Source organism: Solibacillus kalamii, from assembly GCF_002174535.1.
Lineage (GTDB): Bacteria > Bacillota > Bacilli > Bacillales_A > Planococcaceae > Solibacillus > Solibacillus silvestris.
In genome coordinates this window covers 406,160-420,808 of the sequence record NZ_NHNT01000001.1, presented here as the reverse complement: position 1 = coordinate 420,808, position 14,649 = coordinate 406,160, and the positions used below count along the sequence as shown (strand labels likewise).

Annotated in this window: 17 protein-coding genes, 1 pseudogene and 1 riboswitch; of the genes and pseudogenes, 11 read left to right on the top strand and 7 right to left on the bottom strand. The window is 36.1% G+C overall.

Annotated features, from left to right (window positions below; translation table 11 throughout):
• Positions 1–291 precede the first annotated feature (291 nt).
• Together CBM15_RS02065 and CBM15_RS02060 are read left to right on the top strand one after the other, a co-directional pair.
• Positions 292–1,056 (top strand): TerC family protein, encoded by a 765-nt coding sequence (locus tag CBM15_RS02065; RefSeq protein ID WP_014824588.1) that lies wholly within the window; start codon positions 292–294, stop codon positions 1,054–1,056.
• A gap of 104 nt (positions 1,057–1,160) precedes the next feature.
• Complete coding sequence (locus tag CBM15_RS02060) at positions 1,161–2,510, top strand: TrkH family potassium uptake protein (RefSeq protein ID WP_087615541.1); 1,350 nt, start codon at positions 1,161–1,163, stop codon at positions 2,508–2,510.
• 109 nt (positions 2,511–2,619) lie between these two features.
• Here the strand turns inward: CBM15_RS02060 and CBM15_RS19665 are convergent, their stop codons facing one another.
• Positions 2,620–2,820 carry a tyrosine-type recombinase/integrase gene (locus CBM15_RS19665; protein WP_158100186.1) on the bottom strand — a complete coding sequence of 67 codons (201 nt, stop codon included), beginning with the start codon at positions 2,818–2,820 and terminating at the stop codon, positions 2,620–2,622.
• 9 nt (positions 2,821–2,829) lie between these two features.
• Positions 2,830–3,159 (bottom strand): Arm DNA-binding domain-containing protein, encoded by a 330-nt coding sequence (locus tag CBM15_RS02050; protein WP_087615539.1) that lies wholly within the window; start codon positions 3,157–3,159, stop codon positions 2,830–2,832.
• 420 nt (positions 3,160–3,579) lie between these two features.
• On the opposite strand from CBM15_RS02050, the pseudogene CBM15_RS02045 reads away from it, so the two are divergent.
• Positions 3,580–3,849: pseudogene (locus CBM15_RS02045) on the top strand (RusA family crossover junction endodeoxyribonuclease); the annotation flags it as partial.
• Between the two features lie 213 nt (positions 3,850–4,062).
• Here the strand turns inward: CBM15_RS02045 and CBM15_RS02040 are convergent.
• Positions 4,063–4,446: a spore coat protein gene (locus CBM15_RS02040; RefSeq protein ID WP_087615538.1), complete on the bottom strand. Its 384-nt coding sequence runs from the start codon at positions 4,444–4,446 to the stop codon at positions 4,063–4,065.
• Between the two features lie 559 nt (positions 4,447–5,005).
• Here CBM15_RS02040 and CBM15_RS19220 point away from each other — a divergent pair.
• From CBM15_RS19220 to CBM15_RS02020, 6 genes are all read left to right on the top strand, one after another.
• A complete protein-coding gene (locus CBM15_RS19220) occupies positions 5,006–5,179 on the top strand; it encodes a hypothetical protein (RefSeq protein WP_158100185.1) in 174 nt (57 codons plus the stop codon).
• Positions 5,180–5,540: 361 nt separating this feature from the next.
• On the top strand, positions 5,541–5,717 hold the full coding sequence (locus CBM15_RS19215) for a hypothetical protein (RefSeq protein WP_158100184.1): 177 nt from the start codon (positions 5,541–5,543) through the stop codon (positions 5,715–5,717).
• 197 nt (positions 5,718–5,914) lie between these two features.
• On the top strand, positions 5,915–6,217 hold the full coding sequence (locus CBM15_RS02035; protein ID WP_087615537.1) for a hypothetical protein: 303 nt from the start codon (positions 5,915–5,917) through the stop codon (positions 6,215–6,217).
• 169 nt (positions 6,218–6,386) lie between these two features.
• Positions 6,387–6,578: an N-acetylmuramoyl-L-alanine amidase family protein gene (locus CBM15_RS19660; RefSeq protein ID WP_087615536.1), complete on the top strand. Its 192-nt coding sequence runs from the start codon at positions 6,387–6,389 to the stop codon at positions 6,576–6,578.
• Positions 6,579–7,005: 427 nt separating this feature from the next.
• Positions 7,006–7,146: riboswitch (cyclic di-AMP (ydaO/yuaA leader) on the top strand.
• A 199-nt stretch (positions 7,147–7,345) separates the two neighbouring features.
• Positions 7,346–8,683, top strand: a complete 1,338-nt coding sequence (locus tag CBM15_RS02025) for a TrkH family potassium uptake protein (protein ID WP_087615535.1) — start codon at positions 7,346–7,348, stop codon at positions 8,681–8,683.
• 23 nt (positions 8,684–8,706) lie between these two features.
• Complete coding sequence (locus CBM15_RS02020) at positions 8,707–9,363, top strand: potassium channel family protein (protein ID WP_087615534.1); 657 nt, start codon at positions 8,707–8,709, stop codon at positions 9,361–9,363.
• Between the two features lie 314 nt (positions 9,364–9,677).
• On the opposite strand, the gene CBM15_RS02015 is transcribed toward CBM15_RS02020, so the two are convergent.
• The 3 genes from CBM15_RS02015 to CBM15_RS02005 form a co-directional block, all read right to left on the bottom strand.
• Positions 9,678–9,995 carry a ferritin-like domain-containing protein gene (locus CBM15_RS02015; protein ID WP_239534741.1) on the bottom strand — a complete coding sequence of 106 codons (318 nt, stop codon included), beginning with the start codon at positions 9,993–9,995 and terminating at the stop codon, positions 9,678–9,680.
• Between the two features lie 116 nt (positions 9,996–10,111).
• Complete coding sequence (locus CBM15_RS02010; protein ID WP_087615533.1) at positions 10,112–10,369, bottom strand: translation initiation factor 2; 258 nt, start codon at positions 10,367–10,369, stop codon at positions 10,112–10,114.
• 194 nt (positions 10,370–10,563) lie between these two features.
• The gene (locus CBM15_RS02005; RefSeq protein ID WP_239835806.1) at positions 10,564–10,860 is read right to left on the bottom strand and encodes a transposase; all 297 of its coding nucleotides are present in this window, start codon (positions 10,858–10,860) and stop codon (positions 10,564–10,566) included.
• 118 nt (positions 10,861–10,978) lie between these two features.
• Between CBM15_RS02005 and CBM15_RS19310 the strand changes: the two genes are divergently transcribed.
• The gene (locus CBM15_RS19310) at positions 10,979–11,146 is read left to right on the top strand and encodes a hypothetical protein (protein WP_193433742.1); all 168 of its coding nucleotides are present in this window, start codon (positions 10,979–10,981) and stop codon (positions 11,144–11,146) included.
• A 60-nt stretch (positions 11,147–11,206) separates the two neighbouring features.
• Here CBM15_RS19310 and CBM15_RS02000 read toward each other — a convergent pair whose 3' ends face one another.
• Positions 11,207–12,940, bottom strand: a complete 1,734-nt coding sequence (locus tag CBM15_RS02000) for a B12-binding domain-containing radical SAM protein (protein WP_087615531.1) — start codon at positions 12,938–12,940, stop codon at positions 11,207–11,209.
• 165 nt (positions 12,941–13,105) lie between these two features.
• Here CBM15_RS02000 and CBM15_RS01995 point away from each other — a divergent pair, with 165 nt between their 5' ends.
• Complete coding sequence (locus CBM15_RS01995; protein ID WP_087615530.1) at positions 13,106–14,566, top strand: ATP-binding protein; 1,461 nt, start codon at positions 13,106–13,108, stop codon at positions 14,564–14,566.
• The last annotated feature ends 83 nt before the right edge of the window (positions 14,567–14,649 follow it).

Below are 14,649 nucleotides of genomic sequence, written 5' to 3'. Positions count from 1 at the left end.
TAATTGAATTGAATATCCAATTGACATTTGTCAAAGGGGAGTAGCTATAAGAGATTTAAGTAGCAGCCTGTCATTTTAGATAAGCGCTATTTTTAAATGTACTTACTTCACATTCGTCATTACATGGTTAGGAGCCATCGGGTGTGATAGCATTATGTGCTTAGCAAGACCTTTGCCTATTTACATAGGCAGAGGTCTTTTCTTTTTTGGCCAAAAAGGGTATTTTTTCAAATTCACATTATTAACGCCTAATTTATTGGGTACAAGTAAATAATAAGGAGGAGAAATTTCATGGAAGCAATTTTATTAGAATATGCATGGGTCTTACTTGTATTAGTTTTCCTTGAAGGGCTGTTAGCTGCAGATAATGCAGTTGTAATGGCAGTAATGGTTAAACACTTACCGAAAGAACAACAGAAAAAGGCATTATTTTACGGATTATTCGGTGCATTCGTATTCCGTTTCATCGCGCTGTTCCTAATTACATTCTTAGCGAAATACTGGGAAATTCAGGCGCTTGGTGCGGCCTATCTATTATTCATATCCATAAAACATCTATACGATAATCACTTTAAAAAGCAGGATGAAGATTTGGAATTGAAAGAGAGCAAAGGTTCTGGTTTCTGGATGACGGTATTAAAAGTAGAGCTTGCGGATATTGCGTTTGCAATCGACTCAATGCTTGCAGCCGTAGCTATTGCTATGACATTACCGCACATTAGTGATTACCATATCGGCGGAATTAATGCCGGTCCATTTGCTGTTATGTTCCTTGGTGGTTTTATAGGGCTTGTCATTATGCGTTTTGCGGCCCAAATGTTTGTTAAGCTGTTAAACGACTATCCAACATTGGAAACTGCAGCCTTTTTAATTGTAGGCTGGGTAGGTGTCAAATTGGCGGTATTGGCGTTAGGTCATGAGAACTTGGCCATTATCGACCCGCATTTCCCGCATTCGACAACATGGAAAGCCATCTTCTGGGTAGTACTGCTTGGACTTGCAGTAGGCGGCTATTTAGTAAGTGTATACAAAAACAAAAAAGCAAAAGCAGAATAATATATGTTTTAGGAGATACTTCAACTATTAGAAGTATCTTCTTTTCATTTTCCATGATATTCATTATACTAGTAAAAATGTAATTAATTATCGGAGGCCCATCTATGCCTTTTAAAAAATTCGAAAAGCGTAAAATTACGCCTTTCCAAATTTTAATCACTTATTATTCTGTAGCCATTTTAATTTCGTTTTTATTGCTGCGACTTCCGGGAGTCCATTTGGAAGGTGTACATGTTTCATTTTTAGACAGTCTATTTACGGCGGTCAGTGCGGTTAGTGTAACGGGTTTAACGACCGTTACTGTTGCAGAAACATACAGTAGCTTTGGACTTGCCATGATTTTGCTTATTCTGCAATTTGGTGCGATTGGGATTATGTCCATCGGTACGTTTTTATGGCTGCTGTTTGGAAAGAAAATCGGCATGCGTGAACGTCAGCTTATCATGATTGACCATAATCAATATAATTTATCGGGTGTTGTTGCCTTGATTCGTCAAATAGCCAAGCTGCTGTTTATCATTGAATTTACAGGTGCCCTTATATTAACGGTACACTTTAAGCGTTATTTTGCGACATGGGAAGAATCGGCGATCAATGGATTGTTTGCGTCTATTTCTGCGACAACAAATGGTGGCTTTGATATTACGGGAATGAGTTTGCAGCCGTTTCATCACGACTATTTCATTCAATTTGTTTGTATGATTTTAATCTTCCTCGGAGCGATCGGTTTTCCCGTATTAATTGAAGTGAAGGCCTATTTAATGAAAAAGGATCCGGGATTTCGCTTTAGCTTATTTACAAAGGTTACGACGTTTACGTATGTTGCCTTATTTGTTTTTGGTTCGGTCGTAATTTTTATTATCGAATCTTTCCAGTCATTTAAAGGGATGCGATGGCATGAGGCTGCTTTTTCGGCTATGTTCCAATCGATTTCCACGAGGTCGGCCGGTTTAACAACCTATGATGTCACTTCATTCAACGAGGCGACACAGCTCTTTATGAGTGCACTTATGTTTATTGGCGCATCACCAAGCTCTGTCGGGGGGGGGATTCGTACCACGACATTTGCGATAGTTATTTTGTTTTTAATTGCATTTTCCCGCGGGCAGTCGGAAATTCAAATTTTTAACCGGGAGATTCATTTAATCGATGTATACCGTTCGTTTGCGGTTCTTATTTTTGCGATTATTATGGTGCTCGGCGCTGCGATGGTGCTGTTTATCACAGAATCCAGCGCCTCTATGATGGAAGTCATATTTGAAATTACATCAGCTTTCGGAACGTGTGGGATGTCGCTCGGCATAACGGGCGACTTAACGGCATTCGGAAAAATGGTCATTATGGTGCTCATGTTTGTAGGGCGTGTAGGGCTCATTTCTTTCCTGTATTCAATCGGAGGATCTGCCAAGAAGAAGAAGTACCATTACCCGAAGGAACGGATCATTATTGGGTAGTTTTTCAAAAGTGGCTTAAAGTAAGGCTTTACAAGGGTTTTCGAGGGGTTGAAAAGTTATTTGACCCCTTTTAGACCCCTAAGATCTAATTTTTGAGGTAATTAACAAACTATTCTAGTGAATTTTGTTCATGAGTCGCAGTAACATGCAAATAAGTATTTGCCGTAATGTTAATATTTTTATGACCCAATCTAGTACTCACTGTTTTTATGTCGACCCCTGCTTTTAACTGAAGAACAGCATGGGTGTGTCGTAATAAGTGAGGTGATTTACTCTCAGGTATTCCAGCATACCGTAAAAAGTTACTCATCATGTCCTCTTAGTCTGCCCGATTTATTTTCTTTAAACTATATCCTTTAAACCGGTTTAATAATTTTGCTTGGCCATTGGCTGCAGATACGTTACTGGAATCACGTCGTTGCGATTCATAAATTAATTTAAATTTTTGCAACCAACCTTCAGATAGTATGTCTCCTTTTCTGAATTCATCGATACCCCCTTTAAATAATTTTCCTTCCACTAGGACAGCGGCAGCTCGTGCAGCTGATTTAGTAGCAAACCCACTTTTAGAAAGAGTCTTTTGTTTGCCTAAATCATTGTATTTTATTCGATACTCCCATACATCTCCACGTTTTCGGAAGTAAGCCATGTAATTACCTCTAAAATGGTTTTTAGGAACATAAGTTCTTTTGTAATTGTAAAAATAACTTCTTACATTTTAACTCGACTAATTCAATCGGTACATTATGTATAGAAGCTATGTCATAGATAGTCTCGTTTTCTTTGAAACTACCATCAGGTATTAATAATTCAGCAGCAAAACAAATTAGTGCCGAGTGTGCGAATGGTGAATGAGATAGAGCCATTGCAGCAGGTCGCTTAGGAGTGACAGGGCAACGATTCAATTTACAGTACCAGGATTCGTACAAGCGCAGGAGCGACCGAGATTTTCTAGAATGGGCAAGGGCGTCAGAACACACGACGCCCCGAAGTCTCTCGCTCATACAAAGAGTTAGTTAAGCTCGTAGCGTGGAAGAAAGCGTGGAAGAAAGCGTGGAAGAATAAGCCACAGGAGCCGATTGTTGCTCCATTAAAGCTAGAAGTGGATGTTTATATTGTTCCACCGAAAAAGTACTATACAAAGCCAAAACAGGCACTTTTTGTATCAGGTGATTTACGACCGACAACCAAGCCGGACTTAGATAATTTAGTAAAGGGAATAAAGGACGGCTGTAGTAAAATCATTTGGCATGATGATGCACAGATTGTGGAGATGGTGTTGCGGAAATTTTATGATATGCAACCACGGGCAGAAGTGAAAATAATGGTGATTGCATGAAAAAGCTTCGGTTTTATGTAGATTGGCTTGTTTATTTGGTGGATCGGACTAGTAAGTAATTAAACAAAAATGTGGAGTAATGGTGATGCAGAAAGGAACAAACAGGAATTAGACCATTTAATCAGAGAGTAAAAAAGGGTAAGGGCTATCCTTAAAAAGTTTATTGGATAGCTCTTACAAATAATCGTAATTGTAAAAAGAGGCTTTTCCTTATTAACCGACTCTTAAAGCTAATTGAGCTAATAATTGGATGGCTGCCTGAACTACTACATCAATTTGAACTTCTGTTTGTCTTACAGTTATTGCATCCGAGTCAAGAATAACAACTCTTTGTGATTCTGCTTGGGTAACTTCTAAATTTTGAGCTATTCTTTGAAGATTTCTTACATCAGTATTTTCATTCGAGCCTAGTACTACAATGGCCGCTTCGATAGCAGCTTGTAGAGCAGCTTGAACTAACACAAGTCCTTGTACTTCCGTTTGTGTTACATCAACAGTATGTGAATTACGAATAATTAACCCTTGATCTTGAAACTGATTTACTTCTACATTATTTTCATTGTTTTGCGGAGTTCGATTATTATTGTTATTCGCCATAAATAAACATCTCCTTTCGATTTTATTTTGTCTTACGTCCCTAGATTATGCTTAAGTTGGAAAAGACTATAGACGAATATCTAAGGTAACTATGATTTATTCTTGGGAGATTAGCCTGTTAGCTAAGATTAAATAATTATTTGAAATAGTCTAGGCACATATTTTTGGAGAGTTTAAAGAAGCATTAGAAAAAACTAGGTTGGGTAATCGTGGAACCGGATGACTTTGGAGGATGGATTAACGCTAGTTTACAGAAACCAGTATCTAGATAAGAAATTCTAAATAGCATTTCAGTGCACGAATATGACACAGATAGCGAAGACCTTTATACAGTTACGTGTATAAATAATACTGAAAACTGTGAAAAAATTATGCATCTAGGTTATACAGAGGATGAGGTTGAACGTTTTATTGCCGAGGAAGGCTTTATAGAAATGACCCATTTTTCATGAGGAATAGCAAACTTTTCTGAACTAGATGAGAACTGCAAAGGTTGGACTATTACTAAATAATCTGTCCATACTTGGTAGTAAAACTTCAGTTTAAAGGAGTAGAGAGTATGAGTGAATTAGAAAAATATGAAAAGTTAAGATTACACATAAAACAACAGGTTACAGATATAGAAAAAAGTCTTGATTCATTAGGAATGGCAGAAAAATTAGCTAAACAAATGGAACTTATCTTTTTAGATCAAATGCTAGATAAAATGAAACAATTAGATGACGAAGATTGATTAATACCTTGAGAATTATGCACGTATAAAAGATGGGAGGCCCCATCTAAAAATTCTACTTATTTAGTTTGTTATCTATACTTCTAAGAACTCGTAATTTTTCTTGCTGTATTTTAAGAATTCTAAGTAAGAACCAAATTACAAATACACATGGAGCTATGTAAAAAAATAAACTTAAAATCGGTATAAAAGCGATTAACGTTTCCATTGATAAAGATCTCCTTCTTTTTTTGTAAGTGCGCATAAAAAAAGACTCAAGCCACAGCTCAAGTAGTAAAACTATACACTCTTGTTCTAGTGTAGGTTTCAACTTATGCCAAATAATTCATCCAAAATAATTATAGCATAAGGGGGCAATCTTATGGCAAAGCAAATTGTGAATCGTCATACGCTAGATCAAATGATTAAGGATTATCATTGGATGATTAGTGAAATTGAGATAGCGGAGGCAAAAAGGGGCTATAATGGTGCAAAAATAGCAGGGTATGGTATTGAGGTAACGTTACCAAAGGCAAGTAGTAGCGTGGTAAAGAATTGAATATGATCCCTAAAATTACATTTGTGGGTATTACGAATCCCTTTATTTTGTCTTTTGGAGGTGGTGTTGATGTGGCATGATTTACTGGGAAGAAATTAAACAGGAATATGAAACTCCTAAAATTACTGAGAGGTTTGTTTTGTTTTTCGTGGAATTACCTTCCATTCTATTTTAAAATAGAGGTGGGAGATGATAGTATGAATTGGGATTTCGAATTACTAGCAGATAAAGATGTTTCAGAAGTAAAGCGATTAGTGAATGAGTATTCTATGTTTGTAGGGAAACAACGCATTGGAATTAAAGTTTACATCGATGAAAATGGTTTCTATCAAATGAAAACCAGTCATTTTTATCAGGGTAAAAATAATGCAGGTGCGTATATAACTACTGCGGCTAATTTTGAAACAGAACAAGAAGCTCTAAATAGAGCTAAAAATCAACTTCTGGCTTTCTACGATGGCCAGGGGATTTGGCATGATAACGATGATTATTATATATAGTTGCGGGCGCTCAAAATGAGCGTTCTTTTTATTTATTCAGCAATTAGCATAAGGTTATGCTAATAATTGAGTAGGGTGTTGAATAGTGCGTATTGCTATTCTTCCGGTGGTGCGTGAGAAATGCTACCATACACCTGAAAATGAGTTGTTTACGGATGAGTAAAAAGATATTGACCCTGGGCATGGCGGTCAAGATCCTGGAGCGATTGGAGCAAAATCCAAAGAAGCAGAAAATGTATTGAAAGTAGCTCTAGCTTTAGAAAAGAAATTAATCTCACAAGGATATGAAGTAAGGCTATCGAGGCGCACTGACACGTATCTATCACTTACGTTCAGAGATTATCGAAAATACAAGCCCTGAGGTATTAAAAGAGTACTATGCCATCTTAAAGGATGAAGTAGAAAATTTAAAATTTGAATCTTCTAATACAGAAACTATTAATATTTATGAACCTAATAATACAGAGAAAATTAATTCAGAAGAATTAAATCTAATCCTTGAGTCGTTTTGACATGCAAATATGTATTTGCTGTAATGTAAATATTTTAATGACCCAATCTAGTACTCACTGTTTTTATGTCGACCACTAAGTCTAACTGAAGAACAGCATGGATTTGTCTTAATAGGTGAGTAGATTTTCTTTCTGGTATTTTGCATATCGAAAAAAATTTTCTCCATGTCATTATGGTTAAGACATGTCATATTATTATAAACAAACTTATAAATAAATTTTTTTAACCAGTTTACAAGTGTTATGCGCAGGAGTAAAATAAGCTCGTAATTAAGAAAACTAACAAAGCCAAATCTCAATCATTGAGAACGGAGGACCCAATCTTTTGGGGTTAATTCTGCATTGCAGAAGGGATGATATTTACTCTTTCGCCATCCTAACCCGTCAGCTAACTTCGTCGGCTAATGCGGAGGAGGTCATATAATAGACCGCCTTATTCAAGTATTCCTTTTGTCGTTTACCGCAAGGTTAATGCTTGTTTAAATCGGTCTTTTTGCGTTCATAAAACTTTATTAATTATTTTAGAATAAGAGCTTCTTCGTAGAGTGGGAAATATACCTAAAATTGGTATAAATGCATGGGTAAATAACTTTTAACTTATTGTTAGGAGGGAGCAATGAAAATTTTCAAAGAGAGCCTTAATCCATCAAAAATACTTGTTATGGGATTTGCCATTTTAATCCTAGTAGGTGCATTTTTGTTGACTTTCCCGGTAGCTACAGCAGATGGTAAAGGACTTCCATTCCTAGATGCGTTATTTACAGCTACTTCCGCTACCTGTGTTACAGGTCTAGTGGTTGTAGATACAGAGGAGGCATTTTCACTGTTTGGTGAATTAGTGATCTTGTCGCTTATTCAAATTGGCGGTTTAGGATTTATGACGTTTGCAACCTTTTTATTTACTCTATTAGGAAAAAAAATCTCTTTAAAAGAAAGGATTTTATTAAAAGAAGCTTTTAATGCTGCTTCGACTCTTGATATCGTCAAAATAGTTAAAAGAATAATAATTTTCACTGTGATAGTAGAGGGTATTGGAGCAATCATATTAGCGATCAGATTTTCATTTGATATGACGATTGGCAATGCAATTTATTTTGGTTTCTTCCACTCAATTTCAATTTTTAATAATGCAGGATTTGATTTAATGGGGGGATTTAAAAGTCTTACTGAATACGTTGACGATCCATTTGTAGTATTAACTGTTTGCTCTCTGATCATCATAGGTGGCTTAGGTTTCATTGTCATACACGAATTATATGAATACCCTGTTACACATAAAATTTCATTACATTCAAAAGTTGTATTGTTTACAACTCTAATGCTTATCGTTGGGGCAACCATCTTAATTTTACTGTTTGAGTATAATAATGATAAAACATTAGGACCGTTATCTTCCACAGGAAAAGCTCTAGGTGCCTTGTTCCATAGTATAACGCCAAGAACGGCGGGAGCAAATACATTACCAATGGCAGATTTGACTCATGCCACACTATTCTTAACCATTTTCCTAATGTTTATCGGGGGAGGTTCAGGCTCGACTGCTGGAGGTATTAAGGTATCTACTTTTGCAGTTTTAGTGGCAACAGCTTTTTCCCAGCTTAAAGGGAGAGAAGATGTGGTTTTATTTAAACGTCGTATTGTTATGCAAAGTATTCTAAAGGCACTTACTGTTGCGATGAGCGGCATCATGATCGTTGTAATCGTCACCTTTTTGCTAAGCATCACAGAACCAGGTCATGACTTTATTCTATATTTATTTGAAGCAACTTCAGCATTTGGTACCGTGGGACTTTCTATGGGATTAACACCAGAGCTATCTCCATTTGGACGCGTTCTAATTATCTTAACAATGTTCGTAGGGAGATTAGGTCCGTTAACACTTGGATTTGCTATTTCCAAACGACGTAAAAAAGAAGCATATCACTATACAAAAGGGAACATAATGATTGGTTAATTAACAAAAGAAAGGGATACAAAATGGCAATAAAACAATATGCTGTGATAGGTTTAGGGAGATTTGGAACGAGTGTTGCTAGAAGACTGCATGAAGCTGGGCAAGAAGTATTAGGTATCGATTTAGTTGAAGAAAATGTTGAAGCTGCTGAAGGTTACGTTACAGATGCGGTGATTGCTGATTCGACGGAAGAAAAGGCTCTTACTTCATTAGGTATCACAGACTTTGATTGTGTAATTGTAGCGATAGGAAACGATATTCAATCCAGCATTTTAACGGTGGTACTCTTAAAAAATTTAGGAATTCCAAAAATTATTGCTAAGGCACTTGGCAAAAGGCATGGCCAGGTATTAGAGGCGATCGGCGCTGATTGGGTCATTTATCCGGAAAGAGATATGGGGGAACGAGTAGCCAATCAACTCCTTTCACCCAAGTTGCTTAACTATATAGAACTCTCGAAAAATTACAATATTGAGGAAATTACAATTCCTTTAAGGATGGCCGGTAAAAATCTAAAAGAACTTGATATTCGTGCTAAATTTAATGTCAGTATTATTGCGATTGTTAGGAATGATGATATCATTGTTTCTCCTTCTCCAGAAGAGTTGCTCCAACCAGAAGATTTACTAGTGACCATAGGGAGTAGGAAAGATCTGGCAAAATTCTCGAGTATAGAATGAGTGTATAAATGATTCTTTTTATTGTCCCTTTTTGCACAAACTAAATCACATAAATACATTAAAACCCATTACCTTTAAAAAGTAATGGGCTTTTTTGCCATACATAGTATAGTAATAAATTTATTTTATATTAGGTTAAAAAGTTGAGTGAATAATTCATACAGCGTCAAACACCTTCTCGGAAATGTTAACCAACGAATTTTTAATGGATTCGCTAGATACGAATTTTACCCTTTACTGCGATTGGCACAAGAATCGGGGAGACCAGACTGCGTGATTTTGTTCATCTGATGCATTGGATTGAAATTGATGTGCTATATAGGATTTCCAGCTTGTCTTGAAGCAAAATGGTAAAATTCAACAGCTTCTTGCTCATCTTTAAATGCACCTAATACACCTTGTTTAAAGTTATTTGGCATTTCTTCTGTAATTTGAGGCGTTGGATAATGGCCGGTAATGGAGAAGTAGGAATTAGAAAAGCTTTGAAAGTGTCTCATTTCATCATTTCGAATTTCAAGAATTCTATTTTGAATTTCTTGAGTTGGTGCGAGTTTAGCTAAGTGCTCATAAAAATGGATTGCCGTGAATTCACCATTGATTGCTTTAAGGAAAAGCAGACCAGAGTTATGCAAAAATACACTCCTTTTTAGCCAATATATTCGATTAAAATAAGAACAAAACTTTGCTTGAAGTTTTAGGCATAAAAATTCGTAGTGTATCTACTTGTCTCTAATCAAAACTAATAAACTTATTTCATCATTTTTTTAATCTGTTTCAATTCATTAATTAAATAGTCAAGCTGTTTTTGCATGTCTTTTGACTGTGGGGATGAATCGGATCTTTGAGTGCCTTGGTTACTTGAGTTTTCTAATGCCTCCAACGCTAGACCAGCAGCAATCGCAGCTATACCATCACCTAATGTAGCGATGGATGCACCAATAAAAGCAAGCCTGGCAATTTGAATATCTTGAGAGTCTGGGGACTGTTCTTTTTTATTGGCATTCACTAATAATATCCTCCTTACTAAAAAAGAATGGCTCTAATTGCATAATATGTATTTTTTAAATAATAGTGAGTTAGAAATATTAAAATTGCTTATTCTTGCGGAGTAATAATGGTAATTAAAGGAAAATCGGGCAATGCGTAAAAACGTCCATTCCTTATAGGGAATGGGCGTTCTTTAATGTATTTATAACATAACTATTTTTCATGCAATGTGAGAATCATAAGTCTGTAAATAGTAAATACTCCGATATATGCGCCGGAAATTAAGAAGAGTTCATTTAAAAAAAGACCATGGATTTTTGTCATAAAGACAGCATCGTCAATAATAATCTGATAAATTGAAGTAGATGCAATACTGCCGAAAATGATGACAAAAATAACAGCCAATATATTAAAAATAACGGCTGACTTGCTGATTTTCTTTCTTAGAAGGACCATAATAAGCGGAACAACAATGGTTGAAATAACCAATAAAAATTTCAAAAATAGCACTCCTTTCTATTAGTTGAATTATGCCCTCTTTTTTGGGGTATAAAACGAGTAGGCCGACTGCAATCGGCAGAATAAGATTATAGCCAATTGGTTAATTTATTGAATGGAGGTGATCGTTATGGAAAAGAAGAAAGGGAATGACCGACAAAATATGAAAGAAGAGGTTGGACCGGAATTAAACCCGGATGATCTGGATCTTCGTGAAGACAATGATTTAACGGAAGAGCAATATAAAAATGGACCTCAAAAGAAACAATCGGATGATTCTAAATCAAATAATCGATAAATTTTTCAGTTTGTAAAAAACGCTGCACACTCCATATTAAGAGTTTGCAGCGTTTTTGAATTAATTGAATGTGTTGAAGTAAGGCTGTTGTCCATTGCGGAAGTATATGAATAAATAGCCTGTTTTCTTTTCTGGTGCACCGACTTCGTAATTTTCTAAATCGATGTGGAACGGAATAATTAATGAATGCTTGAATAATTCGCGTTCAGTAATCTGCATTGCTTCAAATTCCTCACCTACAAGGGAAGGGCCTTCTTTAATACGGGCATAGACATCTTTCATCTCTTCATCAGAAAGACGGTCATCCCACCAAAGTTTACGCGGCTGGAACTGCTGACCTTGCAGGAAATCGTACTTCATTAAGCTTGTAATCACTTCTAAGTCAGCATGCTCGACTGTTTGAAGGAACTCAAGTAAACGGCGGAATAAATCTTCAAGCTGATGTCCAATACGTGACCAGCCTTTTGTTTCCCAGTATGTGCCGAAACTTTGGAAGAAATCGAATGGCGTTTCAAATACTTTTGTTACTAAATATTCAATCGTATTGTCCATACGATGAGCATTCCAATACTTTTCCAGTACGTCTTCCGCATGTTTAATACGAACAATATCATCGAATGTTAATACATTATTTGAAAAAATTTCATATGGCGAAATATCAACATATGTGTAGCCGTACTTTTCTGCTTCCAATCGTAAGCCTGTCCCGCGCAGCAGTTTCAGGAAGCCAAGCTGCAGCTCTTCTGGACGCATCGCAAATACATCATTGAATGTTTTGCGGAAAGACGCATAATCCTCTTCAGGCAATCCGGCAATTAAATCCAGGTGCTGGTCAATTTTTCCGCCTTCTTTTACCATTGTGACAGTACGAGTTAGTTTTTCGAAGTTTTGACGACGCTTTACAAGATCGTTTGTTAGGTCATTAGTTGACTGGACACCGATTTCAAAACGGAACAGCCCTTTCGGTGCGTTGTCATTTAAAAATTGGATGACCTCAGGACGCATAATGTCCGCTGTAATTTCAAACTGGAATACGACACCTGGCTGATGTTCATCAATTAAAAATTGGAACATTTCCATCGCATAGCTGCGGCTAATATTAAAGGTACGGTCTACGAATTTAATCGTTTTTGCCCCGTTATTCATTAAGTAACGAATATCTTCTTTAATCTTCTCTCGATTGAAATAACGAACTCCTACTTCTATAGAAGATAAGCAGAATTGACAGCTGAAAGGACAGCCGCGGCTTGTTTCAATATATTGAATCCGTTTACCTAGATGAGGTAAATCTTCTTCAAATCGGAAAGGGGTAGCAATTTCTCGCAAATCGATTTTCGGTGGCTGTGCATGAATTTTCAATTTTCCTTCTTCTAAATAGCAAATACCCGGCACCTTTTCGAGTGGGGTCTCACCATTGAAGTAGCGAAGCATTTCTTTAAATGAAACTTCACCTTCACCCATAATAATGAAGTCGATTTCTTCATGTTTACGAATCCATTCATGGACATCATAGGAAACTTCCGGACCGCCTAATACAATTTTGACATTAGGCAATACCGTTTTTAGCATACGAATTACCGCAATCGTCTCATTAATATTCCAAATATAACAGCTGAATCCGACAACATCCGGTTTCTTTTGGAAAAGGTCTGATACAATGTTGAAAGCGGGGTCTTTAATAGTATATTCAGCTAGCTCACAGTCGAATTCAGGTAGTGCTGCTGCTTTTAAATAGCGGATCGCTAAATTAGTATGAATATATTTTGCATTGAGTGTACTTAATATAATTTTCATAATTTTATTCTCCTCTTCATAAAGTATATTGTAGCAGTGTAAACAGATACAAACAATATGGGAGAATTTGCCCATTTTATTCCAAATAGTAATGTGAAATAATATACCATAAGTATACAATTCTGAAAATTCTATAATATCTAAAAATGGGGGGTTGTAATTGTAGTGGAAGGTCAATTGAATTTTATGTTAGAAGATCTCTTTCAGCAATCCAATGAACAAATTATTATATTAAACCGCCAAGGTAAGATTGAATTTATGAATAGTAAAGCAGAGGAAATATTACAGTCAACCCATTTACCTAAATGTTTTTGGGAAAGTACGGACAAACTTAGTGGTGAGTGGGAGAGATTTATCCATTCCGTTAATGAAAAATCACCATCTACTACTACATTTGTATTAATTAATAAATATCATCAGAAAATACCGGTCCAGGTTTGGGGGCATTTTCTTGAACATAAACAACTGATCTTTACTAGAATACAAGTTAACCCATCCAATGTTATTTCATTCGAAGAAAAAAGCAAAACACTTATGTTTCAGAATTTAATTGATGGAATGGCACAAGGGGTAATATTAACAACGTTGAACGGGAAAATATTATCCGGCAATGCAATGGCATTACATTTACTTGATCGAAAAGCCGCTCAAATAGAAAATAGAAGCTATGATTATCTTTTTGAAGATTGCCAGTACGATTCAGAAGTTATCATCCAATATTATAAAAAAATTTCAAATCGGGAAATGGCGAGTATTTTTGTTAAAAGAGAAAACGGAGATGGCACTCCGGTCTATTTAAACTTCATTAGTAAAGTAGATGAAAATTTAGGGATATTAGTAACAACGATTATTGATCAGACGGAAGAGATGATGTTGTTAAAAAGGATTGAGCATCAGCAATCTCTGTCGTTTATTGGTCAAAATATTGCGTCGATTGCCCATGAAATACGCAATCCTATGACATCGATCCAAGGCTTTATTCAGATGATTAAAAGCAGCTTAAATGAGCAGGAATATCCTTACTTCAAAATTCTGGAATCTGAGTTGAAACGTATGGATGATTTGCTTGGAGACCTTCTGAACATTTCAAAACCAAAGAAACAAGTATTTAACATGCTTGATTTGAAGGATGTTGTAGACCAGTCAATTCAGCGTATGCAGCCTCTCGCAATGAAAACAAATGCGATGATTTTGTTTGAATTTGACGAACAAGTAGAATACAGAATTAATGGGGACTACAATCGCCTGATGCAAATGATCATTAACTTGCTGAAAAATGCTATCGAAGCCATGGATACGAATAATTACATTGTGGTACGTTTACTCTACCGCGGCAAAAATACGCTGCAGCTTTCAGTTCAGGATAGTGGAAAAGGGATGAATGCAGTTGATATTGAAAATGCGTTAAACCCTTTTTATACAACGAAAGAAACAGGATCTGGACTGGGATTATTGCTTGTACAATCTGTCATTAAAGAACATAATGGGACTCTCCACATTGAAAGTGAGCAAGGTGAAGGATCTAAGTTTTTAATTGATTTTGATTTAAGAAATGAAATTGAATATTTAAATTCTTCTCCTTCTTATTCAATGAGAGTTGCAAGAATGGCGGCAATTTCGAAGTGATTTTGACAAAACTTCCAATCCATCGCTATAATATGTACATCTTCATTAAGCAGATTTAGCAAACACTAGCTGAGATCTTAGCA

Coding starts and splice junctions, on each gene's coding strand:
- CBM15_RS02065 (WP_014824588.1), top strand. CDS start 292: ATGGAAGCAATTTTATTAGAATATGCATGGGTCTTACTTGTATTAGTT.
- CBM15_RS02060 (WP_087615541.1), top strand. CDS start 1,161: ATGCCTTTTAAAAAATTCGAAAAGCGTAAAATTACGCCTTTCCAAATT.
- CBM15_RS19665 (WP_158100186.1), bottom strand. CDS start 2,820: ATGAGTAACTTTTTACGGTATGCTGGAATACCTGAGAGTAAATCACCT.
- CBM15_RS02050 (WP_087615539.1), bottom strand. CDS start 3,159: ATGGCTTACTTCCGAAAACGTGGAGATGTATGGGAGTATCGAATAAAA.
- CBM15_RS02040 (WP_087615538.1), bottom strand. CDS start 4,446: ATGGCGAATAACAATAATAATCGAACTCCGCAAAACAATGAAAATAAT.
- CBM15_RS19220 (WP_158100185.1), top strand. CDS start 5,006: ATGAGTGAATTAGAAAAATATGAAAAGTTAAGATTACACATAAAACAA.
- CBM15_RS19215 (WP_158100184.1), top strand. CDS start 5,541: ATGGCAAAGCAAATTGTGAATCGTCATACGCTAGATCAAATGATTAAG.
- CBM15_RS02035 (WP_087615537.1), top strand. CDS start 5,915: ATGAATTGGGATTTCGAATTACTAGCAGATAAAGATGTTTCAGAAGTA.
- CBM15_RS02025 (WP_087615535.1), top strand. CDS start 7,346: ATGAAAATTTTCAAAGAGAGCCTTAATCCATCAAAAATACTTGTTATG.
- CBM15_RS02020 (WP_087615534.1), top strand. CDS start 8,707: ATGGCAATAAAACAATATGCTGTGATAGGTTTAGGGAGATTTGGAACG.
- CBM15_RS19310 (WP_193433742.1), top strand. CDS start 10,979: ATGGAAAAGAAGAAAGGGAATGACCGACAAAATATGAAAGAAGAGGTT.
- CBM15_RS02000 (WP_087615531.1), bottom strand. CDS start 12,940: ATGAAAATTATATTAAGTACACTCAATGCAAAATATATTCATACTAAT.